This is a genomic window from Hasllibacter sp. MH4015 (assembly GCF_020177575.1).
In the GTDB taxonomy this organism is placed as follows: Bacteria; Pseudomonadota; Alphaproteobacteria; order Rhodobacterales; family Rhodobacteraceae; genus Gymnodinialimonas.
Map to the genome: position 1 here is coordinate 2970844 of NZ_JAHTBK010000001.1, position 24677 is coordinate 2995520.

Annotated in this window: 29 protein-coding genes; 12 read left to right on the forward strand and 17 right to left on the reverse strand. The window is 63.8% G+C overall.

The features are described from left to right. Window positions 1-8: 8 nt before the first annotated feature. Together KUW62_RS15165 and KUW62_RS15170 are read right to left on the reverse strand one after the other, a co-directional pair. A complete protein-coding gene (locus tag KUW62_RS15165; protein WP_224816298.1) occupies window positions 9-773 on the reverse strand; it encodes a DUF1365 domain-containing protein in 765 nt (254 codons plus the stop codon). Continuing rightward, on the reverse strand, window positions 770-2062 hold the full coding sequence (locus tag KUW62_RS15170) for an NAD(P)/FAD-dependent oxidoreductase (RefSeq protein ID WP_224816299.1): 1293 nt from the start codon (window positions 2060-2062) through the stop codon (window positions 770-772). Before KUW62_RS15170 ends, KUW62_RS15165 begins: the two co-directional genes overlap by 4 nt. 239 nt (window positions 2063-2301) lie before the next feature. Between KUW62_RS15170 and KUW62_RS15175 the strand changes: the two genes are divergently transcribed. The 5 genes from KUW62_RS15175 to KUW62_RS15195 all read left to right on the forward strand — a co-directional run bounded on the left by KUW62_RS15175 (window position 2302) and on the right by KUW62_RS15195 (window position 4704). Then, on the forward strand, window positions 2302-2865 hold the full coding sequence (locus KUW62_RS15175; protein WP_224816300.1) for a sigma-70 family RNA polymerase sigma factor: 564 nt from the start codon (window positions 2302-2304) through the stop codon (window positions 2863-2865). Window positions 2866-2890: 25 nt separating this feature from the next. Then, window positions 2891-3532: a ChrR family anti-sigma-E factor gene (locus KUW62_RS15180; RefSeq protein WP_224816301.1), complete on the forward strand. Its 642-nt coding sequence runs from the start codon at window positions 2891-2893 to the stop codon at window positions 3530-3532. Window positions 3533-3606: 74 nt separating this feature from the next. Further along, entirely contained in the window at window positions 3607-3810 is a 204-nt protein-coding gene (locus KUW62_RS15185) for a hypothetical protein (RefSeq protein ID WP_224816302.1), read from the forward strand. Further along, entirely contained in the window at window positions 3807-4043 is a 237-nt protein-coding gene (locus tag KUW62_RS15190) for a hypothetical protein (protein ID WP_224816303.1), read from the forward strand. The genes KUW62_RS15185 and KUW62_RS15190 overlap by 4 nt, the downstream gene beginning before the upstream one ends. 7 nt (window positions 4044-4050) lie before the next feature. Beyond that, window positions 4051-4704 (forward strand): RluA family pseudouridine synthase, encoded by a 654-nt coding sequence (locus KUW62_RS15195; protein WP_224816304.1) that lies wholly within the window; start codon window positions 4051-4053, stop codon window positions 4702-4704. Window positions 4705-4716: 12 nt separating this feature from the next. Here KUW62_RS15195 and KUW62_RS15200 read toward each other — a convergent pair whose 3' ends face one another. Both KUW62_RS15200 and KUW62_RS15205 read right to left on the reverse strand, forming a co-directional pair. Beyond that, entirely contained in the window at window positions 4717-5355 is a 639-nt protein-coding gene (locus KUW62_RS15200) for a hypothetical protein (RefSeq protein ID WP_224816305.1), read from the reverse strand. A 281-nt stretch (window positions 5356-5636) separates the two neighbouring features. Then, complete coding sequence (locus tag KUW62_RS15205) at window positions 5637-7070, reverse strand: aldehyde dehydrogenase family protein (protein ID WP_224816306.1); 1434 nt, start codon at window positions 7068-7070, stop codon at window positions 5637-5639. Between the two features lie 216 nt (window positions 7071-7286). Here KUW62_RS15205 and KUW62_RS15210 point away from each other — a divergent pair, with 216 nt between their 5' ends. Continuing rightward, the gene (locus KUW62_RS15210; protein WP_224816307.1) at window positions 7287-7940 is read left to right on the forward strand and encodes a peroxiredoxin; all 654 of its coding nucleotides are present in this window, start codon (window positions 7287-7289) and stop codon (window positions 7938-7940) included. Window positions 7941-8027: 87 nt separating this feature from the next. Here KUW62_RS15210 and KUW62_RS15215 read toward each other — a convergent pair whose 3' ends face one another. Next, on the reverse strand, window positions 8028-8648 hold the full coding sequence (locus tag KUW62_RS15215) for a L,D-transpeptidase (RefSeq protein ID WP_224816308.1): 621 nt from the start codon (window positions 8646-8648) through the stop codon (window positions 8028-8030). A 174-nt stretch (window positions 8649-8822) separates the two neighbouring features. Continuing rightward, window positions 8823-9287 carry an Lrp/AsnC family transcriptional regulator gene (locus KUW62_RS15220; RefSeq protein WP_224816309.1) on the reverse strand — a complete coding sequence of 155 codons (465 nt, stop codon included), beginning with the start codon at window positions 9285-9287 and terminating at the stop codon, window positions 8823-8825. Window positions 9288-9401: 114 nt separating this feature from the next. Here KUW62_RS15220 and KUW62_RS15225 point away from each other — a divergent pair, with 114 nt between their 5' ends. Both KUW62_RS15225 and KUW62_RS15230 read left to right on the forward strand, forming a co-directional pair. Further along, window positions 9402-10190, forward strand: coding sequence for a phenylalanine 4-monooxygenase (locus KUW62_RS15225; protein ID WP_224816310.1), 789 nt, complete (start codon window positions 9402-9404; stop codon window positions 10188-10190). A gap of 124 nt (window positions 10191-10314) precedes the next feature. Then, window positions 10315-10626 carry a hypothetical protein gene (locus KUW62_RS15230; protein ID WP_224816311.1) on the forward strand — a complete coding sequence of 104 codons (312 nt, stop codon included), beginning with the start codon at window positions 10315-10317 and terminating at the stop codon, window positions 10624-10626. Window positions 10627-10914: 288 nt separating this feature from the next. Here the strand turns inward: KUW62_RS15230 and pnp are convergent, their stop codons facing one another. The 5 genes from pnp to rpsO all read right to left on the reverse strand — a co-directional run bounded on the left by pnp (window position 10915) and on the right by rpsO (window position 16001). Further along, window positions 10915-13044: a polyribonucleotide nucleotidyltransferase gene (pnp, locus tag KUW62_RS15235; protein ID WP_224816312.1), complete on the reverse strand. Its 2130-nt coding sequence runs from the start codon at window positions 13042-13044 to the stop codon at window positions 10915-10917. Window positions 13045-13278: 234 nt separating this feature from the next. Beyond that, window positions 13279-13797, reverse strand: coding sequence for a hypothetical protein (locus tag KUW62_RS15240; protein WP_224816313.1), 519 nt, complete (start codon window positions 13795-13797; stop codon window positions 13279-13281). Between the two features lie 261 nt (window positions 13798-14058). After that, window positions 14059-14769 (reverse strand): sterol desaturase family protein, encoded by a 711-nt coding sequence (locus tag KUW62_RS15245; RefSeq protein ID WP_224816314.1) that lies wholly within the window; start codon window positions 14767-14769, stop codon window positions 14059-14061. A gap of 185 nt (window positions 14770-14954) precedes the next feature. After that, window positions 14955-15647, reverse strand: a complete 693-nt coding sequence (locus tag KUW62_RS15250; protein WP_224816315.1) for a polysaccharide deacetylase family protein — start codon at window positions 15645-15647, stop codon at window positions 14955-14957. Window positions 15648-15731: 84 nt separating this feature from the next. Further along, a complete protein-coding gene (gene rpsO, locus KUW62_RS15255; protein WP_224816316.1) occupies window positions 15732-16001 on the reverse strand; it encodes a 30S ribosomal protein S15 in 270 nt (89 codons plus the stop codon). A gap of 405 nt (window positions 16002-16406) precedes the next feature. Here rpsO and KUW62_RS15260 point away from each other — a divergent pair, with 405 nt between their 5' ends. Next, window positions 16407-18134, forward strand: a complete 1728-nt coding sequence (locus tag KUW62_RS15260) for a calcium-binding protein (RefSeq protein WP_224816317.1) — start codon at window positions 16407-16409, stop codon at window positions 18132-18134. 42 nt (window positions 18135-18176) lie between these two features. Here KUW62_RS15260 and KUW62_RS15265 read toward each other — a convergent pair whose 3' ends face one another. The 5 genes from KUW62_RS15265 to rbfA all read right to left on the reverse strand — a co-directional run bounded on the left by KUW62_RS15265 (window position 18177) and on the right by rbfA (window position 21812). Then, entirely contained in the window at window positions 18177-19061 is an 885-nt protein-coding gene (locus KUW62_RS15265) for an alpha/beta fold hydrolase (protein ID WP_224816318.1), read from the reverse strand. A gap of 3 nt (window positions 19062-19064) precedes the next feature. Continuing rightward, entirely contained in the window at window positions 19065-19574 is a 510-nt protein-coding gene (locus KUW62_RS15270) for a DUF1643 domain-containing protein (RefSeq protein WP_224817131.1), read from the reverse strand. Window positions 19575-19698: 124 nt separating this feature from the next. After that, window positions 19699-20604 carry a tRNA pseudouridine(55) synthase TruB gene (truB, locus tag KUW62_RS15275; protein ID WP_224816319.1) on the reverse strand — a complete coding sequence of 302 codons (906 nt, stop codon included), beginning with the start codon at window positions 20602-20604 and terminating at the stop codon, window positions 19699-19701. A gap of 33 nt (window positions 20605-20637) precedes the next feature. Further along, window positions 20638-21396, reverse strand: coding sequence for a phosphodiester glycosidase family protein (locus KUW62_RS15280; RefSeq protein ID WP_224816320.1), 759 nt, complete (start codon window positions 21394-21396; stop codon window positions 20638-20640). After that, window positions 21393-21812: a 30S ribosome-binding factor RbfA gene (rbfA, locus tag KUW62_RS15285; RefSeq protein WP_224816321.1), complete on the reverse strand. Its 420-nt coding sequence runs from the start codon at window positions 21810-21812 to the stop codon at window positions 21393-21395. The genes KUW62_RS15280 and rbfA overlap by 4 nt, the downstream gene beginning before the upstream one ends. Before the next feature lie 112 nt (window positions 21813-21924). On the opposite strand from rbfA, the gene dapB reads away from it, so the two are divergent. Further along, a complete protein-coding gene (gene dapB / locus KUW62_RS15290) occupies window positions 21925-22734 on the forward strand; it encodes a 4-hydroxy-tetrahydrodipicolinate reductase (protein WP_224816322.1) in 810 nt (269 codons plus the stop codon). 56 nt (window positions 22735-22790) lie between these two features. Continuing rightward, a complete protein-coding gene (locus KUW62_RS15295) occupies window positions 22791-23150 on the forward strand; it encodes a dihydrodipicolinate reductase (protein WP_224816323.1) in 360 nt (119 codons plus the stop codon). Between the two features lie 12 nt (window positions 23151-23162). Here the strand turns inward: KUW62_RS15295 and KUW62_RS15300 are convergent, their stop codons facing one another. Further along, window positions 23163-23345 (reverse strand): DUF1674 domain-containing protein, encoded by a 183-nt coding sequence (locus KUW62_RS15300; protein WP_224816324.1) that lies wholly within the window; start codon window positions 23343-23345, stop codon window positions 23163-23165. 88 nt (window positions 23346-23433) lie between these two features. Here KUW62_RS15300 and KUW62_RS15305 point away from each other — a divergent pair, with 88 nt between their 5' ends. Next, complete coding sequence (locus KUW62_RS15305) at window positions 23434-24666, forward strand: RsmB/NOP family class I SAM-dependent RNA methyltransferase (RefSeq protein WP_224816325.1); 1233 nt, start codon at window positions 23434-23436, stop codon at window positions 24664-24666. Window positions 24667-24677: the final 11 nt, after the last annotated feature.

Below are 24677 nucleotides of genomic sequence, written 5' to 3' on the forward strand. Positions count from 1 at the left end.
CGCGGATGTCACCGCGAGATCTCCTCCGTCGGCGGTTCGGGCCGGACGCGGTAACGCGCGCCCTTCCACCAGAGCTTCAGCGCCTGCCAATGGATCAGGCTCAACACCCGCCGCGATCCGAAGGGACGGCGCAGGGCCGCGCGCAGGATGGAGCCCGTCGTGAGCTCCGCACGCGGGCCGGTCAGGGTCGCATAGACGCCCTCATTGCCGGTGGAAAAGTCGATCCAGATGCCCACGCGGTCCGGACGGATGTCGAAGCGGAACGCATACCCCCCCTCGATCGGCTGGAAGGGGGAGACGTGGAAGATTTTCTGCGCCGTCAACGTATCTTCGCGCTTGATCGGGCGGTGGTCGTGGTGGGCGCAGAGGTAGGAATGCCGGTCCCCGAACGTGTTGGACACTTCCGAAATCACGGCCCGCAGCCGCCCCTGCCTGTCATGGGCCAGCCAGAAGGAGACCGGGTTGAAGACATGGCCCAGGACCCGCGGCTGCGCCAGAAGCATCAGCTTGCCGTCGGTCACATCGCCCAGTCCGTGGGCCGCCAGCGCCGCCCTGGCCCAAGGCGCGCCCTGACCCTGTTTCGGGGGGCCGCCATGGTCCCGATCCCAGAGCGAGAAGAAGCCCGCGCGGTTGCGTCCGAACCCGAACGGGCCGCGCGCGCCGCCCTCCGCATCGAGCATCACGTAGTCGATGCCATAGCGAAACGCATTCTCCACCGGTCCGCGCCTGGTGTGGAGCGTTTGTCCCGCGATATGGTCGATCCCCTCGCTCATGCGGCCAGCACGCTCCGATCCTTTTCCTTCAGGCCCTGCACGACATCCATCGCGCTTGCATAGCCGTCCTCGTGAAACCCGTTCTTCATCCACGCGCCGCAGAACCATGTGGCGTTGTCGCCGTTCAGGCCCCGGATCGTGGATTGCGCGGCCAGTGCGGCAAGGTCGTAGACCGGGTGACTGAACTCCGCCACGTCGTAGACCAGCTTGTCGTCAATCGGCGCGCGGCTGTTGAGCGTCACGAAAAGCGGGTCGCTTTCCGGGATCGGTTGCAGGCAATTCATCCAGTAAGTCAGGTCGATCGGCCCGCCTTCATGGCCCTTCCGCTCGGTGTAATTCCAGCTTGACCACGTCGCGCGGCGCCGGGGCATCGCGCGGGCATCAGCGTGAAGGATTGCGCTGTTGGGCTGGTACCGCACGGCAGACAGGGCGGCCTGTTCCGCGGGCGTCGGATCGGCCAGAAGCGACAGGGTTACATCGGAATGGGTGGCGAAGATCACCTCGTCGAAATGCTCCCAATGGCCCTCTTGTTGGACCTCGACCCCGATGGGGGTGCGCCGCACCGCTTGCGCACCGCGACCCATGCGGATGTCCACGCCCCGTGTGCGCATCGCCCGCTCCAGTCGGGTGACATATTCGATGGACCCGCCCTGCACCGTGTACCATTGGTGCTGACCGGTCGATTGCATCAGATTGTGGTTTCGGAAGAACCGGACCAGCGCCTGGGCGGGGAAATCCATGATCTCCTCTTTCGGGGTGGACCAGATCGCGCCGGAAATCGGCGTCAGGTAGTAGTCGCGGAACCACGGACCCATCTGCATCTGGTCCATCAACGCACCCAGCGTGATGGTGCTGTCGGTCGCCAAGGCCTCCGCCTCCGCGTTGAAGCGCAGAAGGTCGCGGATCATCCGCAGGTAACCGGGGCGCGCTATGTTGCGCGGCTGCGCGAACAACGCGCGCAGATTGCGCAGCCCGTACTCGATCCGCCCCCCGTCGATGGAGGCGGCGAAGGACATGTCGGATTTGGCCGTGGGCACGTCCAGTTCCTTGAACAGGCGCACGAGGTTGGGATAATTGACGTGGTTGAACACGATGAACCCGGTATCGACCGGCTGATCCCCGTTCTTGCCCGCAACGATCGTCCTTGCATGGCCGCCCAATCGCCCCTCCGCCTCGATCAGGGTGACGTGGTGGTCCGGGGACAGGTGATAGGCCGCGGCCATGCCGGATATCCCTGCGCCGATGATCGCGATCTTCTTCGGCGCGGTTTGCATTGTCTCGAACGGCATATCTTCCCCTTGGTCGCCTGCATCAGTGCTTGAAAGGGATACGTGGTGCAACCGCGCGCAGATCAAAGAATTACTTTGCTTAATCCCTGTAAATGAAAGCTTTTCACCGGATAGATTAATGTGATCCAACCTAGGAACTGATCCGTATACCTTGTATGCTGATCGCGAACGACCACGCTGAAGCAACCTATGGTGTACCGATCGGGGCCCTTGGCGGGCCTCGGGACGTTCACCGTGACATGCGTGGGAAGACCGTGACGGCACACGACAACACAGAGGCGCAGTGGATCGCAAGAATAGCGGCCGTTGCGCAGGACCAAGACAGGAAAGCCTTTGCCGAAATCTTTCGGCATTTCGCCCCTCGGGTGAAGGCGTTCCTGATGAAGTCCGGGGCCGATGAAAGCCTCGCTGAAGAATGTATGCAGGACGTCATGGCCACCCTTTGGCACAAAGCGCATATGTATGATCCGTCCCGGGCCTCTGCGGCCACGTGGATCTTTACCATTGCGCGGAATCGCAAGATCGACCTCTTGCGCCGCTACGCCAGGCCCGACCCCGAGGAGCTTCCCTGGGGTCCGGAAGCCGCGCCCGACCAGGCGGATGTCATTGCATTGCAACAGGATTCGACCCGGCTCGTCCAGGCTATCGCCAAGCTGCCGGAAAAACAGCGCATGCTGATTCAACGCGCCTATTTCGGCGATCTCACCCATGCGGAGATCGCGGCGGAGACTGGTCTGCCCCTTGGCACGATCAAATCCCGGATTAGGTTGGCGCTGGACCGGCTGCGCCACTCCATGAGCTGACAGACAAAACGACCAGACCGAAAAAATGACCGATATCAAACACCACGTCCCCGATGACCTTTTGATGGGTTACGCGACAGGCGCGCTTCCCCAAGCGTTCGACCTCGTCGTAGCCACCCATGTCTCCCTGAACGACGATGCGCGCGCCCGGCTTGAAAGCTTCGAGGCGATCGGCGGCGCCGTCTTGGAGGAGCTTGAGCAAGCCGAGATCGCCGAGGACAGCCTTGAACGCACCATGGCGCTGATCGGCGGCAAGCCCCCCACCCCGCGCAATCCGCCCAAGCCCGGCACCTTCCCGGCCCCGCTCCAGAACGCCGTCGGCGGCGATGAGGAGGCCGTGCGCTGGCGCTATATCGGGCGCGGTGTGCGGCAATGCGTTGTCCATTCCGACGAGCACGGGACCGCGCGCCTTCTGCGTATCCCCGCCGGCGGCTCCATGCCCGCCCACAGCCACAACGGGACGGAGATGACGCTGGTTCTCAAAGGTGCGTTCCGGGACGAGGACGGCATCTTCGCCCGCGGCGATCTGGAAGTGGCCGACGACCAGGTCAACCACACGCCCGTCGCCGAACCGGGGGAAGATTGCATCTGCCTGATCGCGACCGATGCGCGCCTGAAATTCCAGGGCCTTCTGCCCCGTATTGCGCAACCCTTCATCGGTATCTGATTGCGCCCACCGCGCCCCCTGCCCCGAACGCCGCGCCAATCGCGCGGCGTTTCGCGTACCGGGACCGTCGCCCCATGAGCCGCTTCGGCCCGGGCCGGGGCGAACACAAGCTGCGTCTGGCCATCAGCCTGGCCGGTCTCACGCTGCTGACCCTGGCCTATGCGCGCAACGGAATAGGTGGTATCGCGTCGCTTGAGATTGCGATCATCGGCGCGGCCTTTTTCGGAGGCTCCGCCCTTTGGTCCGCATGGCAACTCTGGAAGGACCGCCCCGAATGACCACCGGAGCCACAATCCGCTTCATCCTCGAAGTGCTCGTCTTCATCGCCTGGGCGTTTATGGCCTATTCCGTCTGGTCGAAATTGCGCCGCCGGGACGCGGATCAGGCCCACGGCTTTTCGGCACAACTGCGCCATTGGTGGTCGAACGACGCGGACCGGCAGGAGCGGAACACGCTGGTCTGGCTGACTCTCGTCCTGCTCGCCATGCTGGCCATCAACATCGCGCTCTGACCCCGCGATGCCGGACAATTTCGTCTACAACCCGCCACAGACCCAACTCGACATCCTTCACGAAGACCACGAACTGATCCTCGTGAACAAGCCCGCGGGCCTTCTGTCGGTGCCCGGCAAGGGAGATCACCTGGCCGATTGCCTGATCGCGCGCCTGCAGGAGGCATTCCCCGAGGCGCTTCTGGTCCATCGCCTCGACATGGACACATCCGGCGTCATGGTCTTTGCCCGCACGCCCCATGCCCAACGCCATCTCGGGCTGCAATTCGAGAAGCGCCAAACGAAGAAAGCCTACGTTGCGCGCGTCTGGGGAGAGGTCTCGGAGAAAGAGGGGCATATCGACCTGCCGCTCATCGTCGACTGGCCGAACCGCCCCCTGCAACACGTGAACTTAGAGACGGGCAAACCGGCGGAAACCGATTGGCGGCGGATGCGCATCGAGGAGGGCACCACGCGGATGCGCCTTTTCCCGAAAACCGGCCGCTCCCACCAACTCCGCGTCCATATGCGTGAAATCGGCCATCCGATCCTGGGTGATCCGTTCTATGCCACGGGCGCGGCGCGCGACTTTCCCCGCCTGATGCTCCACGCCGAAAGCCTCAAGCTTCGCCACCCCGACGGCGGCATCGGCATGACCTTCCGCGCGCCGGTGCCGTTTTAGGGGTGGCGTAGGCTAAGACGAGACCTCCCAGTCACATCCGGTCAGCGCCGGATTGTCCTCCCGTGGATTCGACGGCGTCTCCGTCACGTCCAGGCAATAGGCAAACTCCCGCATCCGCTCCGCCACCCGGTGGAAGAAGTCGGGTCGATCCGCCGGATTCTCCGGGAAGTAGAGCCGCGCCTTGAGCCAGATCAGATCATCCGGCGGATAGGTCGCCCGCACGACGCACAAGCTCACGGAGAGCATGTCCTCGTTCTGAGTACACCCAACCCGAAATCCCGCCGATGGGTCCGATGGGAAGTACTCAAGCCGCGCCAGGGACCCGTTCGACGGTCCGTAGATGTCAAAGCCTTCAAGGTACATGTGCTCCGGCACCTGCTCCCGGCTCAACAGAACATCGTCGCGCCGATCCGCAATCCTGACCGAAACCGGGATCGTATCGGAAACCGGGATCGACAACGGCACCATGTCCACATGGAAGACCGTTTCACGCAGGATCGGGTCCTCTTCGATGATCGCGTTCAACCATGCGATGCGCTGCGGGGCAAAAAACGGCGGGTCATCCTCCACCTCTCTTGGCACCTCTCCCAGCCAGAATGTGCGGGACGACAGCTCTACCGTCTGGGCCGCGGCACCGGACGCAGCCGTCATGCATGCAAGCCAAACCCATAACGCACACCGTGTGATCACCCTTGCCCCTCTCCAAGACCCGTTACGCCGACACCCCAGACCTGCGCCTTTCGTCTTCCATGTGCCAAAAATATCCCCGCCGGAGGCATCCGACGGACATCACACGCAGTGTCATACGCGATGGACCCATTACGGGAGGGTGGGCGGGGCGATGGCGCAAGCCGAGCGTCGCCCGACCTCCGCCCAGTCGCGACCTGACTGACCCACCGAACCAATCAGCGACCCCAGGACCGAACCGCGGCTCAGCCCCAGCCGGACACCGCCTTCGTCTCCAGGAACTCATGCAGGCCGAACCGCCCGCCCTCGCGGCCATTGCCCGACTGCTTGTACCCCCCGAAGGGAGAGCCCTGGCCGAAGCCCTGCCCGTTGCCCTCGACCATCCCCGACCGCAGCCGCCGCGCCACACGGCGCAGCTTCTCCTGGTCTCCGGTCTGCACGTAATTCGTCAGGCCGTAATCGGTGTCATTGGCAATCGCCACCGCGTGATCCTCGTCGTCAAACGGCATGATCGACAGGACGGGCCCGAAGATTTCCTCGCGATAGATCGTCATGTCTGGCGTGACATCGGCGAACACGGTTGGCCGGATATAGTAGCCCCGGTTCAGGTTCTCGGGTCGCCCCGTTCCCCCGGCCAGAAGGCGCGCACCTTCGTCGATGCCCGCCTGGATCAGGTCCTGGATCTTGTTGAACTGCACCTCGGACACCGCAGGGCCGATATGGCGGCCTTCTTCGCTGGCGGGGCCGACGGTGACCTTGGCCGCCGTTTCCGCCGCCTGCTCAACCGCCTGATCGTAGCGTGAGCGCTCCACCAACATCCTTGTGGGCGCGTTGCAGGATTGGCCGGTGTTGCGGAAGCAGCGGATCACACCTTGCTTGACCGCCTTCTCGTCGGCATCCGCGAAGATGATATTCGCGCCTTTGCCACCCAGCTCCAGTGACACGCGCTTGATCGTCTCCGCCCCGGCCTTTGAAATCAGTCGCCCGGCCCGCGTCGATCCGGTGAAGCTCACCATGTCGACGTCCTCGTGGGCCGACAGCTGGCTGCCCACACCCGGCCCGTCGCCGTTGACCATGTTGTAGACGCCCGCGGGTACGCCTGCTTCGTCCATGAATTCACTGAACAACAGGCCCGACAGCGGCGCGATTTCGGACGGTTTCAGCACCATCGTGCAGCCCGACAGAAGCGCCGGGATCACCTTCAGGACGATCTGGTTCATCGGCCAGTTCCACGGCGTGATCAGCGCGCAAACTCCCACGGGCTCATAGACCGTGCGCTCGGTCGGGGCCCAATCGCCCAGGGGATGATCCCAGACGAAATCCCTTGCGGCGCGGAGGAACCCTTCGAGGTGCCATGAGCCCGCGCCCACCTGCTGCGCCCTTGCGAGGTCAAGCGGTGCGCCCATCTCCTTGCTGATCGCCTGGGCCATCTCCTCGGCGCGCGCGTTATAGACCTCCAGGATCTTCTCCGTCAGCGCGATACGCTCCGCCGGGTCGCTGTGGCCCCAGGTCTTGAAGGCGTCCTTCGCGGCAGCGACCGCCGCATCGGTATCGGCCTGATCCCCGAGGGAGATCGTTTCGCACACATCTTCGGTTGACGGTTCGATCACGTCGAAGTCGCGCGCGGCGGCTGGGGCGACCCACGCGCCGTTGATGTAGAAGTTCTTTGCGTTGCCCATGGCGGCCTCCCGTTCCGTTTCGCGCGGGACCGTGACAGGGGCGCGGGACTTCTGCAAGACGTCTCGTCTTTCCCGACCGCCCGCATCGCGAATGCGCGTTCCGCCCCGCGTATGCCCGCTGGACCGCCCGGCCTTATCCACGCATTACGCCTTCCCGTCCGCCAGGCCGCCGCCTATGTTGTGCCGCAACGAACCGACCCATGAAAGGAGCGTCCCATGGCCCTGCGCATCAACGACGAAATCCCGAACCTCACGGTGGAAACCGATCAGGGCACGATCAGCCTGCACGATTATGTCGGCGACGGCTGGATGATCCTGTTCTCCCATCCCAAGGACTTCACCCCCGTCTGCACGACGGAATTCGGCGCCGTGGCGCAGCTGGCCGATGAATGGGCCGCGCGCGGCACCAAGGTGCTTGGCGTGTCGGTCGATGGCGTGGAAGATCACAAGAAGTGGAAGGGCGATATCGAGGCCGTGGGCGGCGCCAAGGCGGGCTTCCCCATCGCCGCCGACACCGACCTCGCGATTTCGGAGGCGTTCGACATGCTGCCCGCGGAAACCGCGCTGCCGGAAAACCGCACCCCCAACGATACCGCCACCGTGCGGTCGGTCTTCATCATCGGGCCGGACAAGAAGCTGAAGCTGACCATGACCTATCCGATGAATGTGGGCCGCAACTTCGCCGAGGTTCTGCGCGCGCTCGACGGGTTGCAGACAGCGGCCAAGGAAAACGTCGCCACCCCCGCCAATTGGGTGCCGGGTGAGGATGTCGTGGTGCCCGTGGCCGTGTCCGACGAAGACGCGATCGCCAAATACGGCTCCATCGACACCAAGCTGCCCTACCTGCGCATGGCGAAACTGCCGTCCTGAACAAGGACCGTCGGGTTCATCCGCCCGTCACAACAAAAAGCCCCGGCCAGTCGGTCGGGGCTTTTGCAGTCTGAGGGGTTCGCCGGATCAGCTGTGCAGGATCGCGCGGCTGCCGGTCGTCACGTTCTCGGCCAGCTGGATCACATGGTCGTTGACCAGGCGCACACAGCCCGAGGACGCGGAGGTTCCGATGGACCATGGCTGCGGCGTGCCGTGGATGCGCAGATACGTGTCCCGGCCCCCGGCATAGAGGTACAGCGCGCGCGCGCCCAACGGGTTGTCGGGGCCACCGGGCACACCACCGGCATATTGCGCGTAGATATGCGGCTCCCGCGCGATCATGTTGGCGGTCGGCGTCCAGGACGGCCATTCGGCGACACGCTGGATGCGGAATCGGCCGGGCTGGTAAAGGCCCGCGCGACCCACGGCCACGCCGTAGCGCATCGCGGTGCCGTCATTGCCGATGTGATAGAGGTAGCGCGCGGTCGGGTCGACATGGATATCCCCGGGCGTCAGGCCCGCATTATGCGCGACGCGCTGCGGCATGAAGCGCGGGTGCAGACCCCAGGGGTTGGGGCCGTCCGCCGTGGCCTGTTCGATCGTGTCATCCAGATCCAAACCCACGGCATCCTGTGCCAGCGCGGGCATCGCCAGCGCGCCGGAAAACAGCGTGGTGGTCGTAATGATGAAATGGCGACGGGTCAGCATTTTGTTCGTCCTACAGTGTCGGTCGTTAAGAATCACTTGTGTCATTGTGGGATGGCAGGGGACCTGTGGACAAGTCCCCGCCCCCGCGATTCCAATCACAAGTTGGTAAGGAAACCCGGCAAATGAAGCCTCGGTTCCGGGATTCTTACCATTTGTCGCAGTCGGGCGCCCGGATCACGGCAATGGCAGCTCGGTTGTTGCCTTCAATTCCTTCAACACGAAGGTGCTGTGCAGTTCCCGGACATGGGGCGATCGCAGCAAGCTGTGGGTCATGAACGCCTCGTAGGCTTCGACATCCGCCACCCGGATCTTCAGCCAGTAATCCATCGCCCCCGACGTCGCGAAGCATTCCACCACTTCCCCGTGGCGATGGATCAGCTGCGCGAACCCCGCCACCGTCTCCTCCTTGTGGTCCCTCAGGCTCACGGCGGCCAGCACGGTCAGCTTGCAACCGGCCCGCGCCGGATCCAGCAGCGCCACGCGCCCCCGGATCAGCCCCGCCGCCTCAAACTCCTGTACCTTGCGCCAGAGCGTGCTTTGCGCCATCCCGCATCTCTCCGCCAGTGCGGCAAGGGACAGGGACGCATCGCGTTGGATTTCCCGAAGTAAGCGCCGCTCTTGGTCAGAAAATTTCGCCATGGCGCTATATTCCGGCAATTCTTCCCAAAATTCAAGCGCAGGCGGGCCAATCCGGAAACACCTTTCCGGCGCGTTCGGTATCGTCACACCAATTCCGATACAGGAGCGTCCAACATGCCGCTGTCCACCGATTACGCCTCCAAGATCCCCGGCCCCGACGGGCTGATCGCCTACACGGCGGAGGAGCGTGCCGTCTGGCGCGACCTCTACGCGCAACAGATCCCCGTTCTGCGGGACCACGCCTGCCGGGCCTATCTGGAGGGGCTGGATAAACTGGCCATGGACGGCACGGACGTGCCTCAGGTGCGAGATATCGACGCCCGCCTTGCCCGCATTAGCGGCGCGGGCGTGAAAGCCGTGGATGCCCTGATCCCGCAAGACGAGTTCTCCACCCTCCTGAAGAACCGCAAGTTCCCGATGGCCACTTTCATCCGGCGGCGCGAGCATTTCGATTACATCGAGGAACCGGACATCTTCCACGAGTGTTTCGGCCATTGCCCGATGCTGACCAACGACGCCTTCTGCCGCTTCATGGAGCAATTCGGCGCGCTTGCCCTTGATCTGGGCGACGAGTGGTCCGAACGCCTGTTCCGCTTGTTCTGGTTCACGGTCGAATTCGGCGTGATCCGCGAAGGCGGGGCGCTCAAGGCCTTCGGGGCGGGCATCATCTCCAGCCCCGGGGAATTGGCCAATGTCGTCCACGGCACCCCGATGGTGGAGCCGTTCGACCTCCTGACCGTCCTGCGCACGCCCTACCGGATCGACATCGTGCAGCCCGTCTATTTCGAGATCGAGAGTTTCGAGCAATTGGCCGCGAGCCTCGATTGCGACATGGAAGCGATGTTGAAGGAGGCCGCCCACCGGTGTGACCTGCCCGCCCGATTCGAGGCGAAGGCGGCCTGAGATGAGGTCTGCGTACTCCATCCGAACAGTCGCGTTGCGGGTCTAAGCGGGCTCTTGATCGCTGCAATCGCGAAGTGCACATTGTGAGTGCACCGTGACAAGAGTAAATTATGGAGACCCAGTTTTGACGGAAAAACTTCCTGAGCTGGACAAGCAGCTTTCCGACAGCGAGATGACCGAGGAACAAAGAGTGGCGCTCTCGCAAATTGACGCTGAAATCGAGACTATAACAGCACTGATTGACAGTTATTTGGAAGCGAAAGGCATCCCGCTATCCGCTGAGTCAATCTCGTTCACCTTCGACAGAGACAAATCCCTCATGAAAAGAATGAAGGACTTGCCTGACCCGAACACGCCATTCGGCTGTGCGTCGTGCAGATATGGCCCGCGGATTGCTTGCCCCGGCTACATGTGTCCGGGAGAGTATGAGCCATGAATCATGCGCGTTTTGAGCAACGAGCAAGCAGTTGAGAAAGCTGGGCACCGCCTCAAGTAATGCACGGCCCATCTCATTAATGGCGTCTTGCGTTCATCGCAATGGCAGCTACACAGTTTGCGAGCATTTACGCTGAAAAACGTCCGATTTGAGCTATTCTAACTGACATCAATGTCAGCTTTTCGCGCCGTGAGTTCGCTTGCGCCCGTTGTGTTCCCCCTCGTCATCGCCAAACGCAAAAGGCCCCGGCGTTTCCACCGGGGCCTCTCCATTCTCAAAGCAAGCCGCTTATTCCGCGTCTTCCTTCGCCATCTCTTCGCCGGTCTCCTGGTTGACCATCTTCATGGCCAGCCGGACCTTGCCGCGATCGTCGAAGCCGAGCAGCTTGACCCACACTTCCTGGCCCTCTGTCAGGACGTCGGAAGGGTGGTTCAGGCGGCGGTTTTCGATCTGGGACACGTGGACCAGGCCGTCGCGTTTGCCGAAGAAGTTCACGAAGGCGCCGAAATCGACGATCTTCACGACTTTGCCCTTGTAGACCTTGCCTTCCTCCGGCTCCGCCACGATCGAATGGATCATGTCATAGGCCTTCTGGATGCTGTCGCCATTGGGCGAGGCGATCTTGATGATCCCATCGTCGTTGATGTCGACCTTGGCGCCCGACACTTCCACGATCTCGCGGATCACCTTGCCGCCCGACCCGATCACTTCACGGATCTTGTCGGTGGGTACCTGCATCGTCTCGATGCGCGGCGCGTGTTCGGAGAATTCACCGGCTTCGGTCACGGCCTTCGACATCTCACCCAGGATATGGAGACGCCCGGCTTTCGCCTGCTCCAGGGCCTTTTCCATGATCTCCTGCGTGATGCCGGCGACCTTGATGTCCATCTGCAGCGACGTGATACCGGCTTCGGTCCCCGCCACTTTGAAGTCCATGTCGCCCAGGTGGTCTTCGTCCCCCAGGATGTCGGTCAGGATGCCGTAGGAGCCGTCCTCTTCCAGCACGAGGCCCATGGCCACACCGGCAACCGGCGCCTTCAGCGGCACACCCGCGTCCATCATCGACAGCGAGCCGCCACAGACCGACGCCATCGACGACGAGCCGTTGGATTCGGTGATCTCCGACACGACCCGCACGGTGTAGGGGAAGTCCGTCGCCGCCGGCAGAACCGCCTGAAGGGCCCGCCATGCCAGCTTACCATGCCCAATCTCACGACGCCCCGGAGGGCCCACGCGACCGGCTTCACCCACCGAATAGGGGGGGAAGTTGTAGTGCAGCAGGAAGTTGGATTTGAAGTTGCCATGCAGCGCGTCGATGAACTGCTCATCGTCGCCCGTGCCGAGCGTCGTCACAACCAGACCTTGCGTCTCACCCCGGGTAAACAGCGCCGAGCCGTGGGTCCGCGGCAGAACCTTGGTCTCGCACACGATGTCCCGCACTTCGTCGAGCGCACGGCCGTCGATCCGGCGACCGTTCTTCACCACGTCCGAGCGCAGAACCGTCGATTCCAGCTTCTTCAGGGCTGCCGAAAGGTTCGGATCTTCCAACTGCTCCTCGGACAGGCCTTCCTTCACGCCCTCTTTCACCGCGGCCACAGCGTTCTGACGCTCCAGCTTGTCGGTGATCGCATAGGCTTCGCGCATCTTGTCTTCGCCCGCCGCGCGGATCGTCTCGTAGAGCTCCGAATAATCCGGCGCCTGGAAGTCGAACGGCTCTTTCGCGGCGTCTTCGGCCAAGTCGATGATCAGGTCGATGACCGGCTGGATGCTCTCATGGGCGAATTTCACCGCCCCCAGCATTTCGGCCTCGGACAGCTCATAGGCTTCCGATTCCACCATCATCACGGCGTCTTTCGTGCCCGCCACAACCAGGTCGAGCCGCTGCTCGGGGTTGTTGCGCAGGTCGTGCATGTCGTCGACCGTCGGGTTCAGGATATACTCGCCATCCTCGAAGCCCACTCGGCAGCCCGCGATCGGCCCACGGAACGGCGCGCCCGAAATCGTCAGCGCAGCCGAGGCCGCGATCATCGCCACCATGTCCGGGTCGTTCACGAGGTCATGGGACAGCACCGTGCACATCACCAGCGTCTCGTTCTTGAAGCCGGGGACGAACAGCGGGCGGATCGGACGGTCGATCAGACGCGCGGTCAGGGTTTCCTTCTCGGTCGGCCGGGCCTCCCGCTTGAAGAAGCCGCCGGGGACCTTGCCCGCAGCGTAGTATTTTTCCTGGTAGTGAACCGTCAGCGGGAAGAAATCCATTCCCGGCTTCGGTTGCTTCGCGAACGTCACGTTCGCCATGACGGAGGTCTCCCCCAGCGTCGCAATCACAGACCCATCGGCCTGACGGGCCACACGGCCCGTTTCCAGTGTCAGCGTCTCTTCGCCCCACTGGATCTCTTTCTTCACAATGTTGAACATCTGCGTTTCCTATTCGAGGGCCCTCGCGGCCCCTGCCGCGTCCCTCATCCATATGGCGGCCCCATTGCCGCCGACCCCTGTCCTTTGCGGGTGCCGGGGTCAGGGCACCGCGTCTCAGATGCGCGGGGCATACACGGGTTGAGGGGGATTGGGAAGGGGAGGGGTGGTTGGGAAGGAGTTCTGGCCAAACAATTACTTGGTAGCATGACCTAGGAGTGGTCCACAACGCCTTAGCTACTTACCCACTGCATTCAAACTCGCCAGTGCTTCCAAGGCCTTCTTGATAGCGTCTGCGTGTCCATCGTAGATCTTCGAGACGACGTCGAAGTGTTGCGATGACACTGTCAGATACCCATCTTCAAAGTTATCAGCGAGAAGCGATACCTTCGCCATAGTGTTTTCCGCAGCGAAAAATGCGAGCATTACTTTTTGTGACAGCTCAGGCCCGAGTAGTCCCAGTTCCTGGACCACGTTTGGGAGAAATCTGATCTTCAATTCGGGAAATTTGACGAATTCACCATCCTCCGGTTTTGGAAAATCAGAAGCTAACAACATGGCGCCGGACAGAATCTCCAACTCGCTTCGAACTAATGCGGCGACTGCACAAGCCCTCGCGTCTCTCTCACGCTCCTGAAGACGCCTGGCGTTCTTTGCGTTGAACCATAAAGTGAAAATTACCCCGCCGAACCCAACAATACCCACTGCGAGCGACTGAAATCGCTCAAGCGCGTCAATTCCTTCTGCCCAGTCCACTGGATACTCCCCTTACCTGCCTCTAATTGAGCAAAACGCTTCAGCGCCCTTGTGTCTGTTCATATTCAAATAGCATTTGGTTTTGTCCGATGCCCAGCGGGTTAACAGCGGCGAAGCCGCCCCGCCATCGACGGGCCTGCCCCGGGCCCGGCGATTTGGCCACCCCACGCGCTCCGTTCAATCGTCACGATGACCTGGCCACCATAAACTGCCACCCGCACCCGTCAGGATCGCCGCACCCAGGCCCGTCAATGTCGGTGCTCAGCGCCCGGAACCCCGCTCCGGCAACCCATAGGCCTTCCGAGCCGTCACCAGCCGCAGATCCTCCGGGTCCATCCCCAGGCTCATCACCGTCCCCCGATCGAACCGCCCCTTCGCGACGTCCCGGTCATAAACCGTCCCGAACAGCGCATCGATCCAGCCCATCCCGAAACTCACATGGTAATTGCTGTCATGGTCGTTGAAGTGATGCCGCAGATGCTCATGCGTCACCCTCCGCCCGAACCACCCCTTCGGCACGTTCAGATGCGCCAGCGTGTGGCAATATTCATAGAATGTGAACGCAGAAACCGAGCCCAGGAACAGTGCCACCGCCCCGAACACAGCCGCATCGGCCAGCCCAAGCACCGGCCACAACACCAACGTGTGCAGCACCACAGCCCCCACCCCGAATTTTACCGCGAACCAGTCGTCCCCGCCGGTGAAAAACTCCGGGTTGTTCGGAAACTCATGGTGCCCGATATGCGCCCGGTAGAGCGCATTGAACGGCGACTGCTCCGCCGGCGGGTCGCGATGATAGACGAAGCGGTGCAGGACGTATTCAACGAAGAATTGCAGCACGATCCCATAGGCCAAGGCCACGCAAACGAGCCACCCGAAATTCACCGCAAACAGCACAACGCCCGCCACCCAAAACGGCGCCAACCGCTGCAATCCGCCCATATGGATCAACACCCGCACCGTCGCGATCATGGCCTGGCCCTCCTCGTCCAAACCCTAGCCCGACAGCCCCCGACCCGAGAACCAAAACCCCACGTCACCCGCTCCCGCAGGGTGGGTGAAACCCACCAATCCATCCCTTAACAAAGGGTAAACAAGATCGCCTTAATATCATGGTTTCAATGTGTTAAGCCCGGGTTGCAACCTTGCAACCTCACTCACTCCCCCAAAATCTCGCTCACCGTCACGAACTCGAACCCCCGCGCGGCCAGCCCCTCCACGATCTCCGGCAGGGCGTCCCGCGTGGCCGCGCTTCCGCTGAACATGCCGTGCAGCAAAACGATGTCCCCCGCCCCAGCGCGGGTGATGACATGGGCCGCGATATCCGCCGCGCTGGCCCCGGGGCCAAGGTCGGTTTCGGGCTCCAGCGACCACATGATCGTGGGCCGCCCCATCCGCGACAGCACCCAGGGCAGCACGATCAGTTTCTTGCCGAAGGGCGGGCGGAAATGGATTGGGCCATCGTATCCCAGGGCCCGGATCGCCGCATCGGTGTCCTCGATCTCGCGGTGTATTTCGGCGGGTGACATCAGGATCATCCGCGGATGGCTCCACGAATGGTTGCCGACCTCGTGGCCCGCGTCGACGATGGCCTGCGCCGCCTCCGGGTTTGCCACGATGTCCTGCCCGACCAGGAAGAACGTCGCCGGCACATCGCCCAAGGCATCGAGAAGCGGCTGCGTGAACCGGGCCGAAGGGCCGTCATCGAACGTAAGCGCGATGACCGGACGATCCGTCTCCGCCCGCGTCACGATCTCTCCGAACAGCTGAACCGACCGCGCCCGGCTCAATTGGTACGCGCCCACCACAAGCAGGGCGAGGCACAGGATCGCGATCAGGAAGGTCCGCATCGGCCAAGCGTATCTCGGATCGACGCCGCGCAAAACAAAAAGGGCCGCGCGATGCGGCCCCTTCCAATCCCGATACGCGCCGGTTCAGCGGCGGATGCCGAGGCGCTTGATCAGGTCCTGATACCGGGCCTCATCCTTGGCGCGGGTGTAATCGAGAAGCTTCCGGCGCTGCGCGACCATCTTCAGAAGGCCACGGCGGCCGTGGTTGTCCTTCTTGTGGGTCTTGAAGTGCTCGGTCAGGGTGGTGATGCGGCTTGTCAGGATGGCAACCTGGACTTCGGGCGAACCGGTGTCGCCTTCCTTGGTGCCGAATTCCTTCATCAGGCGTTGCTTTTCGTCAGCAGTGATCGACATCGGGGTCTCCTTTGACATTCAAGGGTTATGGCGCAAGCCGGGATGTCGTCCAGCAGGGCCCGTGGAGGGTCCGCATCTTTGCGGATGGCGGCACCTACACCGAATCCCCACCCATGGGAACCCCCCGCGTCCGGCCTGCCCTCGGGGCGGTTAACCAGACCTGGAAAAGTGGGAAGAATTTTCGGGAAGTTGACGGTATAAACCCCTTGGCCTTCAGCATTCGGCAAGACCCATTGCCCAATGTGAACCGGCTGGAGCTTTGTTCGCGATTCCGCCCCCCGGGCGGCGATCCGGCCGGGCAGTTCCCGCATTCGATTGCCAGAAGGCAAAGGCCAGCCTGTCCCGATTGCGGGTCACGGCACCTTCACCACTGCTTTTTGCCACCTGAAACCCGAGGGGTCTGTCATGTTTATCGCCGGAAGTGTCCTTGCCATGCTGCTTGTCGGTCTGGCCGTGGACGGGCTCGTGTCTGGCCCGGACGAGGAGGGGGAGGAGGTTGATCCCCTCGCCCTTGAGGAGGAGGAGACCGATCAATCCGGCGTGCAGAGCACCGCTTTGTCCGACCTCCTGTTCTCCGGCGACGACGCGCCCGAGGAGGGGGAGGAGGACAACCAGGCCGGTCCCGACGCGCTCAACTACACACCGCTCGACCAGATGCCCGAGGAGGAGGCCACACCGGAAGGGCTCGTCCAGTTCGAGGCGGAGCTTGACGAGAATTGGATCGCCGCATCCGAGGATGGCGTCGCGCCCGCTGACCTGCTGGACGTGGAACGCGTGACAACGCTCCAAGATGGCTCCGACGTGCCGCTGGTCGATAGTTTCGAGCCGGGCACGGACCATATCGTGCTGGATTTCGACGGGGCGGAGGATGACGCCCCGACCATCGAAATCGAGGTCAATGAAGCGGATGGCTCCGCCACGATCCTGGCCAATGGCGTCCCGGTCTCCGTCGTGGCCGATGGCGAAGGTTTGACCCCCGAACACATCCGCGTCGTGATGTCCGAGATGGGCGACGGCGATCCGGCCGTTCTTCCCGATGAGGCGGACACGACAAGCGATGCCGAATCGCGCGGCGATGCGGTGGGCGGGCCTGCAACCCTGCCCGGTGTCGGCGACCTTGACCTCCCGGAGATCGGGCCGGATGCACCCCTACCGGGCGATACCACGGATGCCCTGCTTCCTAACGTCATCGAGGAGGCCGACACGATCGTGGGCGACGTGATCGACACCGTTGAGACCGTCTTGCCGCCCATCATTGACCCGATCGTGGACGTGGTGGAGACGATCGGCGATGGCATCCCCGCTGCGGAGGACGTGAACGCGATCCTTGATGGTGTCACGGGGGACCTTTCCGATCTGGGCGGCGCCTCTGACGTTCTGGATGCGCGCGCCGACATGGATGATGCCTTCGGCACCGGCGGGACCGACGCCCTGACCGGCACGTTCAACGATGATGAGATCACCGGCACCGACGGACAGGATGCCTTGTTCGGTGACGAAGGGGACGACACCCTGTCGGGCGGGGCCGGCAACGACGAATTGCACGGCGATTTCGGAGATGACGTCCTCGAAGGGGGTGCCGGCGTCGATTTCCTGTCGGGCGGGGAGGGTAACGACGCGCTCGATGGCGGCGGGGACCGTGACCTTCTGTTCGGGGAAGACGGCGATGACCTGCTTTACGGCGGTGCCGCCGATGACTTCCTGCAAGGCGGCAGCGGCGCGGACACATTGAACGGCGGCTCGGGCAATGACGTGCTCGATGGCACCTTCTCCCACAACGGTCACGATCAGGATGCCGGGGATGCGCTTTGGGGCGGTGATGGCGATGACACGATCATCGTGGGCCAGGACGATACCGCCATCGGCGGCGCGGGCGCGGATGTCTTCACGAGCGGGGATTACATCGACGCCGCCAACGGCGCCATTGCAGGCCACGTGGCCGACTTCGACCCGTCACAGGATCGGATCGAGGTGATCTTCGACCCCGGGATCAACCCCGACCCGGTGGTGGAAGTGCAGGATTTCGATGACGGCTCCGGCGCGGATATCCTGCTGAACGGGGAAGTGATCCTGAGCGTGTCGGGGGCGCAGGGCCTCGATCCCGGCCTGATCGACCTGCGGTCCGTCGCCTGAACCGGGCCTCGCACCGCGCGGACGCCGGTGGGGCAGCCCGTCCTACGCCTCCCGGAAATGGGGAAGAACCGCGTCCAGCACGGCCTGCGGCACTTCCTCCATCGCGAAGTGGCCCGAATTGGCCAGGGCGCAGCCCCGGACATCCGCGGCCCAGTCGCGCCACACGCCCAAGGGGTCACCCGTGCGTGCCGGAAAGCCGCCCTCGGCCCAGACAAACAGCAACGGGGCCGCGATCCTGTCGCCCGACGCGCGGCTTTCCGCGTCGATCCGGCGGTCCAGCGTCGCCCCCGCCCGGTAATCGTTGCACATCGCCGCCACCCGCGCCGGGTCCGCCCCTTGCGCGCGGTAGCTTTCCAAGGCCGCGTCGGAGAAGACGGAAAGGTCCTTGCCATGGGTCCAGCTTGCCAGCGTGAAGTCGATATATCCCGGCCCGTCGGCCAGGATCATCCGCTCCGGCATGGGTGCGGCTTGCGCAAGGAAGGTCCAATGGTAGGCTGCAAGGGCCAGGTCCGCATCCCACGCCGCCCAGAAATCACCGGTCGGCACGATCTCTATGATGCCGAGGCGGTCCACGCGCGCAGGATGATCCAGCGCCAGCCGATAGCTGACCCGCGCGCCCCGGTCGTGGCCAAGGATATGGGCACGGTCCAGCCCCAGCGCATCCATCAGCCCGACAATATCCTTTGCCATTTCCCGCTTGGCATAGACGGCCGCCCCTTCAGGCGCATCGCTGTCGCCATAGCCGCGCAGGTCCGGGACGATCACATCGAACTCTTCAGCCAGGCGCGGGGCGACCTTCTCCCAGCAGCGGTGGTTCTGCGGAAAACCGTGCAGCAGGATCAGCGGCTTGCCCTGCCCGGCCCGGTGGACGCTCAATTCGATGCCATTCGTCGAAACCCGTGACGCCGCTAAGCCCTCGATTGCCATCCCTTATCCCTCCCACAGAACCGGTTGCACGGCATAGCCGATATAGAGCGGATGCTTCGGATGCCCCGCCTTCGACAGACCAAGATGGTAGAGCGGGCGCCCCGACGCACGCAACAGAGCCTCGACCGCCGGACCACGGCCCAGATGTTCGCCATGGGTGCCCCAGGCGCAGATGATCCGGTCCGCCCAGTCCAGACTGTCAAGGATCGCGGCATCGTTGCCGGGCCCCACCGGATCGTCGGCCCGGCGCATATCCCGCGGATCGGTCGCGCGCCACGCGAAGATATTGAGCACCCGGAACGCACCGAACCCAAGCGCGCGGGCGCGGCGCTCGCACCGTTCCACTGTCGGGTCATTCTGGATCTCGGTGGCGGTGGAGGGGTTGAGCATGATGAACAGCGCCCTCTCGCCCGCCGGGTCCCAGACCCGGGTAAGGGAATAGCGATAGTTTTCGCAATCGGAATAGATCGCGATCGATGCCGCATCGTCCTTCTGAAACGTCCGTTCGATCATGCCGTCCATCGCCACCCATCCGCCCGGTGAACAGAACAATGCCGGGCCGTGTAAAGGCAAGTGGCGCATCCGGCGTCGCACGGATTACACGCGCCGCGCCGGCAATCCCGTTCCGGCACGAAGCTCAAAGGTTGAAGACCCGTTCGGGATGAAGCTCCCCCGACCGGAACCGGCCAATCGCGACCGGCTGCCCGTCGAAAGAGGCCCAGGCCAGATCGCCGTATTCCGCGTCTCCGGGCAGGACCTGCCCCGGATTGCCGTTCTTCAGCCGCGTCACTCCGGCTTCGGTCGCACGCAATTTCGGTATGTCGCCAAGGGCAAGTGCCACGGGCTGCAACAGGGCGTCGATCTCCTCGCTCCGCGCCAAGGCCTCGACCCGGTCCAGCGTCACTGCATCCTCGATGTCGAACGGGCCAACCCATGTCCGGCGCAGCCATAGCACGTGGCCAAGGCATCCCAGCGCCGCGCCGAGATCGCGCGCGATGGACCGGACATATCCGCCGGAGCCGCATACAAACAGCAGATCGACATGATCCGCGTCGGGCCGGGCCACGAAGCTCAACTCATCGACATAGAGGTCCCGTGCGGCCAGTTCCATCGTGTCACCCGCGCGCGCAATGTCATAGGCGCGTTCGCCGTCTACCTTCACCGCGGAGAATTGCGGCGGCACCTGGCGGATATCGCCCACGAAGGCGGTCAGGGCGGCCTTGATCTCATCGTCCGAGGGGCGCGCCGCGCGCGTCTCCAACACCGCGCCCTCGGCATCATCCGTTCGCGTGGAGATGCCAAGGCGGACCCGGAATTCGTAGGCTTTCAGCGCGTCACCGAGATATGCGATGGTCTTCGTCGCCTCGCCCAAAGCGACCGGCAACATGCCCGTGGCGTCCGGGTCGAGCGTACCGGCATGGCCCGCCTTCTTGGCATCGAAGGCCCACCGCACCTTGTTCACGACGGACGTGGATGTCAGGCCTGCCGGTTTGTCGACCAGCAGCCATCCCGAAATGTCCCGGCCCTTTTTCCTGCGCGCCATGGGGTGCCTCTCCCTGCCCTGAAGGCCGGTCTGCTAGCCACCCTCGCCCGAGCCGTCAAGCGCCGCCTCGTCCACGACGACGCCGAGGATCGGGCCGATGGGAAAGCCAAGGTCGGACCGCCCGATTTCAGGCGCGTGCAGGCGCGAGACGCGGCCATCGAAATAAAGCGCGTTGGGCGTTTCCAGGTAATCCCGGAAGAACCGCGCGAAATGGTGGAAGTTCACGGCCTGGTCGGAGATGACCATCCACATCCGTCCGCCATCCGCCTCGATCCCCACACCGTTGCGGATGTTGAGGCTGTCGCTGTCGGGCAGGAAACGGGGATGCAAGTCGCCGTCGATCACCAGCATCGGCCCCGATTGGGTCGCGTGGGTGCATTCCGGCGGATTCTCCGCGAAGGCGCGGCTTTCGATCACCGCCGCGCCGTCCTCTCCCAGGCACAGCACGCCATTAGGCAGGAGGCCGAAATTTCCCGGCCCGTCGGAGGTGATGATGCGCATTTCCTGCTCCCCATCCTCCACGTAGAGCCCGACGGGGCTGCGATCCTCGTGGAACATGCCGGCATTCATTGCGATGCCAAGGCGCGCGCCCTGGGGCAGTTCATTCTCGACGCGGCTGAATGTGCCGTAAACCTCGCCCGCATCGTTGCGCAGGAACAGACGGACATTGGCCTGTGTAAGGTCGACCTCGCAGGCGGTAAACTCGGCGCCATCGAACAGCACGGTTTCGCATTGTGCGTCGCCCATCGTGGGGGCCATCATCGCGCCCAGGATGGTGAGCAGACGGATCATTCCTGGTCCTCCCGCCGGTCCACCGCTTCCACGTCGCGGCGCACTTCGGCGCGGGACAGCATTTCGCGGGTCTCATCCATCCGGTCGAACGTCTCGTCGATGACGAAGCGCAGGTCAGGGGCGTATTTCAGGGTCAGGTCCTTGCCAAGCGCGCGGCGCAACTCGCCCTTGTTGCGTTTGAGCGCGTCGATGGCCGCATCGCGGTCCCCGCCGCCGAGCGGCATGACGTAGACGGTCGCGATCTTCAGATCGGGACTCGTGCGCACCTCGGCCACGGTGATCGACATCCCGTTGAGCGCGGGATCATGCACCTCGCCCCGCGACAGCACGCTCGACAGCGTGCGCCGGATCAATTCCCCGACCCGCAACTGTCGCTGCGAGGGTCCGGGGCCGTCGTGATGTGAATTGCGTGCCATGGCTCTTTCCTCAGGCCCCAGAGGTAGGCCATGCGCGCCCATCCCGCAAGCTGGCGCTTCCTTGTTCGGCGCGGTTCCGTTACGACCTGTCGCAGCGAGGACGGAGGTGAAGATGAGCAATGTGGGCATAGCCGTGATGGGCGCATCGGGCCGGATGGGCCGGATGCTGACTGAGACGATCAATGCCTCCGACAAGGCGCATCTCGTGGCTGTCACCGAACGGCCCGACCATGATTGGATCGGGTCCGACCTGGGTGAGGTTCTGGGCGGCGTCGCGTCGGGCGTGCCGGTCCTGGGCGACCCGCTGGAGGCCATTGTGAAGGCCCAGGCGGTCATCGACTTCACCTCTCCAGCCGCCACAATCGCTCACGCGAAATTGACGGCGCAGGCGCGGGCCGTCCACGTGATCGGCACGACCGGCATGTCCGACGACGATATCGCGGCGCTCGATACCTGCGCGCGCCACGCCACCATCGTTCGGGCCGGCAACATGAGCCTTGGGGTCAACCTGCTCGTGCGGCTGGCGCAGGAGGTCGCCGCCGCGCTTGATGACGATTTCGACGTGGAGATCGTGGAGGCCCATCACCGCCACAAGGTCGACGCCCCATCGGGGACCGCCCTGATGCTGGGGGAGGCTGTTGCACAAGGGCGCGGCGTCGATCTGGGCGACGTCTCCGACCGGGGGCGCGACGGCATCACCGGCGCGCGGGAGCGGGGGCATATCGGCTTTTCCTCGATCCGGGGCGGCGACGTGGTGGGCGAACATGACGTGATTTTCGCCGCCGAAGGAGAGCGGATCGTGCTGCGCCATCTGGCGACCGATCGGGCGATCTTTTCGCGCGGCGCGCTGAAGGCCGCACTTTGGGGACAGGGTAAGCCGCCGGGCCATTACTCCATGATGTCGGTGCTTGGTCTGGCTTGAAGCACGGGGGCACTGGCCTAACTTCTGGCGCGACCCAAACGGATCAGGAGCGCCCGATGAAATCCCACCTCACCGCCCTTACCGCACTTGTCGTGAGCTTCGCACCCCTTCCCGCAATGGCAGATCTTGAGCGTATCACCGACCGCGGCGCGTTCCTGTCTGCCGTCGAGGGCCGCGAATTGAGCCGCCTTGGCGTCAGCCTGCGTGTCTCACCGAACGGAACCATCGCCGGACGTGCCCTGGGGCGCGACGTGACCGGGACGTGGTCGTGGGAGAACGGGATGTTCTGCCGGACGCTGGATGCGGGCGACCGCCAATTCGGGCGCAATTGCCAAGTGGTCAGCGTGGATGGCGGCAATATCCGGTTCCATGCCGATCAGGGCACCGGCGACATCGCGGATTTCCGGATCAGGTAAGGGCGCGCGCCGTCAAAAATCGATGGCGATCCCCTTCCGCTCCCAATCGCCATAGCGCACGGGCTCCGGCCCGTCGCGACCGCCAAGCTCCGCCGGCAAGTCCAATTCCCGCGCTTTCTTGCGACGCGCTTCCGCCTCGGCCAGGGCGCGTTGCGCCTCGGGCGGCAGGTCGTCTGGCTTATCAGTCTCGGTCATCGTCCGCGCACTCCGCTTGTGCCTCTCTTCCTCCTGATATACGCGCCGAAGCCTGTCGAACAACCTTTCGGACAAGGATCCGTCTTACATGCAGGCCCGCGAAGCTGCCCTCGTCCTTCTTGACGCCGTTCTGCGCGAGCGCCGGATGCTGGCCCATGTCAACGTCCCCGCCGAAGGGGCGGAGGCGGCGCGCGCAAGCCGTCTGGCGGCCAGCGTCCTGCGCAATCTGGCGGCGACCGATGCATTGCTGAAACGCTATGTCACGCGCAAGCCGCAGATCGCCGTGCAGAACCTCCTGCGCCTCGGAACCGTTGAATTGCTGGTGAACGGGGAGGAGGCGCACGGTGTGACCGACGCGATGGTGGGCCTGGCAAAGGCGAGCAACCGCACGCGCAAGGCCTCGGGCATGATTAACGCCGTCTTGCGCAAGGTGGCCACCGAAGGCCCCGCGATCTGGGCAGAACTTCCGCCGCAACGCCTGCCGCCTTGGGTCGACAAGGCGCTACGCAAACGCATCGGTGCGGATGGCATTCGCGCGATCGAGGCGGCCCACGCCAAGGCGCCCCCCCTCGACATCACACCGCGCGCAGAGGGGTTGGACCTGCCGGGCGCTGAGCGTCTGCCCACCGGCTCGCTCCGGTTCCACAAACCCACGCAGGTCACGGCCCTGCCCGGCTACGCGGACGGCGCGTTCTGGGTTCAGGATGCCGCCGCCGCCCTGCCCGCGCGCCTGTTGGGAAACGTGGCGGGCAAGCGCGTGCTGGATCTGTGCGCGGCCCCCGGTGGCAAAACGATGCAACTGGCCGCGATGGGGGCGCAGGTCACGGCGCTTGATCTGTCGGAGGATCGGATGGCCCGCGTTGCGGAAAATCTCGCGCGCACGGGCCTGAATGTCACACTGGTAACACAAGACGCATTCGAGCATTCGGAGACCTACGATGCGATCCTTCTCGATGCGCCCTGCACCGCCACCGGCACGATGCGTCGCCACCCTGACCTGCCCTTCGTGAAGTCGGGAAAGGATGTGGAGCCGCTGACCAAATTGCAGATGCGGCTGCTCGACCACGCACTCGGCCTGCTGAACCCCGGCGGCACACTGGTCTATTGCACCTGTTCGCTTCTGCCGGTGGAGGGCGAATTTCAGATCACCGCCGCGCTCAAGCGCCATGGTGATCTGCGCGTGATCCCGGCCGATCCGGCCACGCTGGGAGGTGAGCCGGATTGGGCGAGCGCGGAGGGCGGATTGCGTCTCCATCCCGGTCTCTGGCCCGATCTCGGCGGAATGGACGGCTTCTACATGGCCGCGCTGACCCGTCCGTGACAGGGACGCGC

Bases quoted from the DNA above. Each gene is read 5' to 3' on its own strand.
- KUW62_RS15165 (WP_224816298.1), bottom strand. From the start codon at position 773: ATGAGCGAGGGGATCGACCATATCGCGGGACAAACGCTCCACACCAGG.
- KUW62_RS15170 (WP_224816299.1), bottom strand. From the start codon at position 2,062: ATGCCGTTCGAGACAATGCAAACCGCGCCGAAGAAGATCGCGATCATC.
- KUW62_RS15175 (WP_224816300.1), top strand. From the start codon at position 2,302: ATGCGTGGGAAGACCGTGACGGCACACGACAACACAGAGGCGCAGTGG.
- KUW62_RS15180 (WP_224816301.1), top strand. From the start codon at position 2,891: ATGACCGATATCAAACACCACGTCCCCGATGACCTTTTGATGGGTTAC.
- KUW62_RS15185 (WP_224816302.1), top strand. From the start codon at position 3,607: ATGAGCCGCTTCGGCCCGGGCCGGGGCGAACACAAGCTGCGTCTGGCC.
- KUW62_RS15190 (WP_224816303.1), top strand. From the start codon at position 3,807: ATGACCACCGGAGCCACAATCCGCTTCATCCTCGAAGTGCTCGTCTTC.
- KUW62_RS15195 (WP_224816304.1), top strand. From the start codon at position 4,051: ATGCCGGACAATTTCGTCTACAACCCGCCACAGACCCAACTCGACATC.
- KUW62_RS15200 (WP_224816305.1), bottom strand. From the start codon at position 5,355: ATGACGGCTGCGTCCGGTGCCGCGGCCCAGACGGTAGAGCTGTCGTCC.
- KUW62_RS15205 (WP_224816306.1), bottom strand. From the start codon at position 7,070: ATGGGCAACGCAAAGAACTTCTACATCAACGGCGCGTGGGTCGCCCCA.
- KUW62_RS15210 (WP_224816307.1), top strand. From the start codon at position 7,287: ATGGCCCTGCGCATCAACGACGAAATCCCGAACCTCACGGTGGAAACC.
- KUW62_RS15215 (WP_224816308.1), bottom strand. From the start codon at position 8,648: ATGCTGACCCGTCGCCATTTCATCATTACGACCACCACGCTGTTTTCC.
- KUW62_RS15220 (WP_224816309.1), bottom strand. From the start codon at position 9,287: ATGGCGAAATTTTCTGACCAAGAGCGGCGCTTACTTCGGGAAATCCAA.
- KUW62_RS15225 (WP_224816310.1), top strand. From the start codon at position 9,402: ATGCCGCTGTCCACCGATTACGCCTCCAAGATCCCCGGCCCCGACGGG.
- pnp (WP_224816312.1), bottom strand. From the start codon at position 13,044: ATGTTCAACATTGTGAAGAAAGAGATCCAGTGGGGCGAAGAGACGCTG.
- KUW62_RS15245 (WP_224816314.1), bottom strand. From the start codon at position 14,769: ATGATCGCGACGGTGCGGGTGTTGATCCATATGGGCGGATTGCAGCGG.
- KUW62_RS15250 (WP_224816315.1), bottom strand. From the start codon at position 15,647: ATGCGGACCTTCCTGATCGCGATCCTGTGCCTCGCCCTGCTTGTGGTG.
- rpsO (WP_224816316.1), bottom strand. From the start codon at position 16,001: ATGTCGATCACTGCTGACGAAAAGCAACGCCTGATGAAGGAATTCGGC.
- KUW62_RS15260 (WP_224816317.1), top strand. From the start codon at position 16,407: ATGTTTATCGCCGGAAGTGTCCTTGCCATGCTGCTTGTCGGTCTGGCC.
- KUW62_RS15265 (WP_224816318.1), bottom strand. From the start codon at position 19,061: ATGGCAATCGAGGGCTTAGCGGCGTCACGGGTTTCGACGAATGGCATC.
- KUW62_RS15270 (WP_224817131.1), bottom strand. From the start codon at position 19,574: ATGATCGAACGGACGTTTCAGAAGGACGATGCGGCATCGATCGCGATC.
- truB (WP_224816319.1), bottom strand. From the start codon at position 20,604: ATGGCGCGCAGGAAAAAGGGCCGGGACATTTCGGGATGGCTGCTGGTC.
- KUW62_RS15280 (WP_224816320.1), bottom strand. From the start codon at position 21,396: ATGATCCGTCTGCTCACCATCCTGGGCGCGATGATGGCCCCCACGATG.
- rbfA (WP_224816321.1), bottom strand. From the start codon at position 21,812: ATGGCACGCAATTCACATCACGACGGCCCCGGACCCTCGCAGCGACAG.
- dapB (WP_224816322.1), top strand. From the start codon at position 21,925: ATGAGCAATGTGGGCATAGCCGTGATGGGCGCATCGGGCCGGATGGGC.
- KUW62_RS15295 (WP_224816323.1), top strand. From the start codon at position 22,791: ATGAAATCCCACCTCACCGCCCTTACCGCACTTGTCGTGAGCTTCGCA.
- KUW62_RS15300 (WP_224816324.1), bottom strand. From the start codon at position 23,345: ATGACCGAGACTGATAAGCCAGACGACCTGCCGCCCGAGGCGCAACGC.
- KUW62_RS15305 (WP_224816325.1), top strand. From the start codon at position 23,434: ATGCAGGCCCGCGAAGCTGCCCTCGTCCTTCTTGACGCCGTTCTGCGC.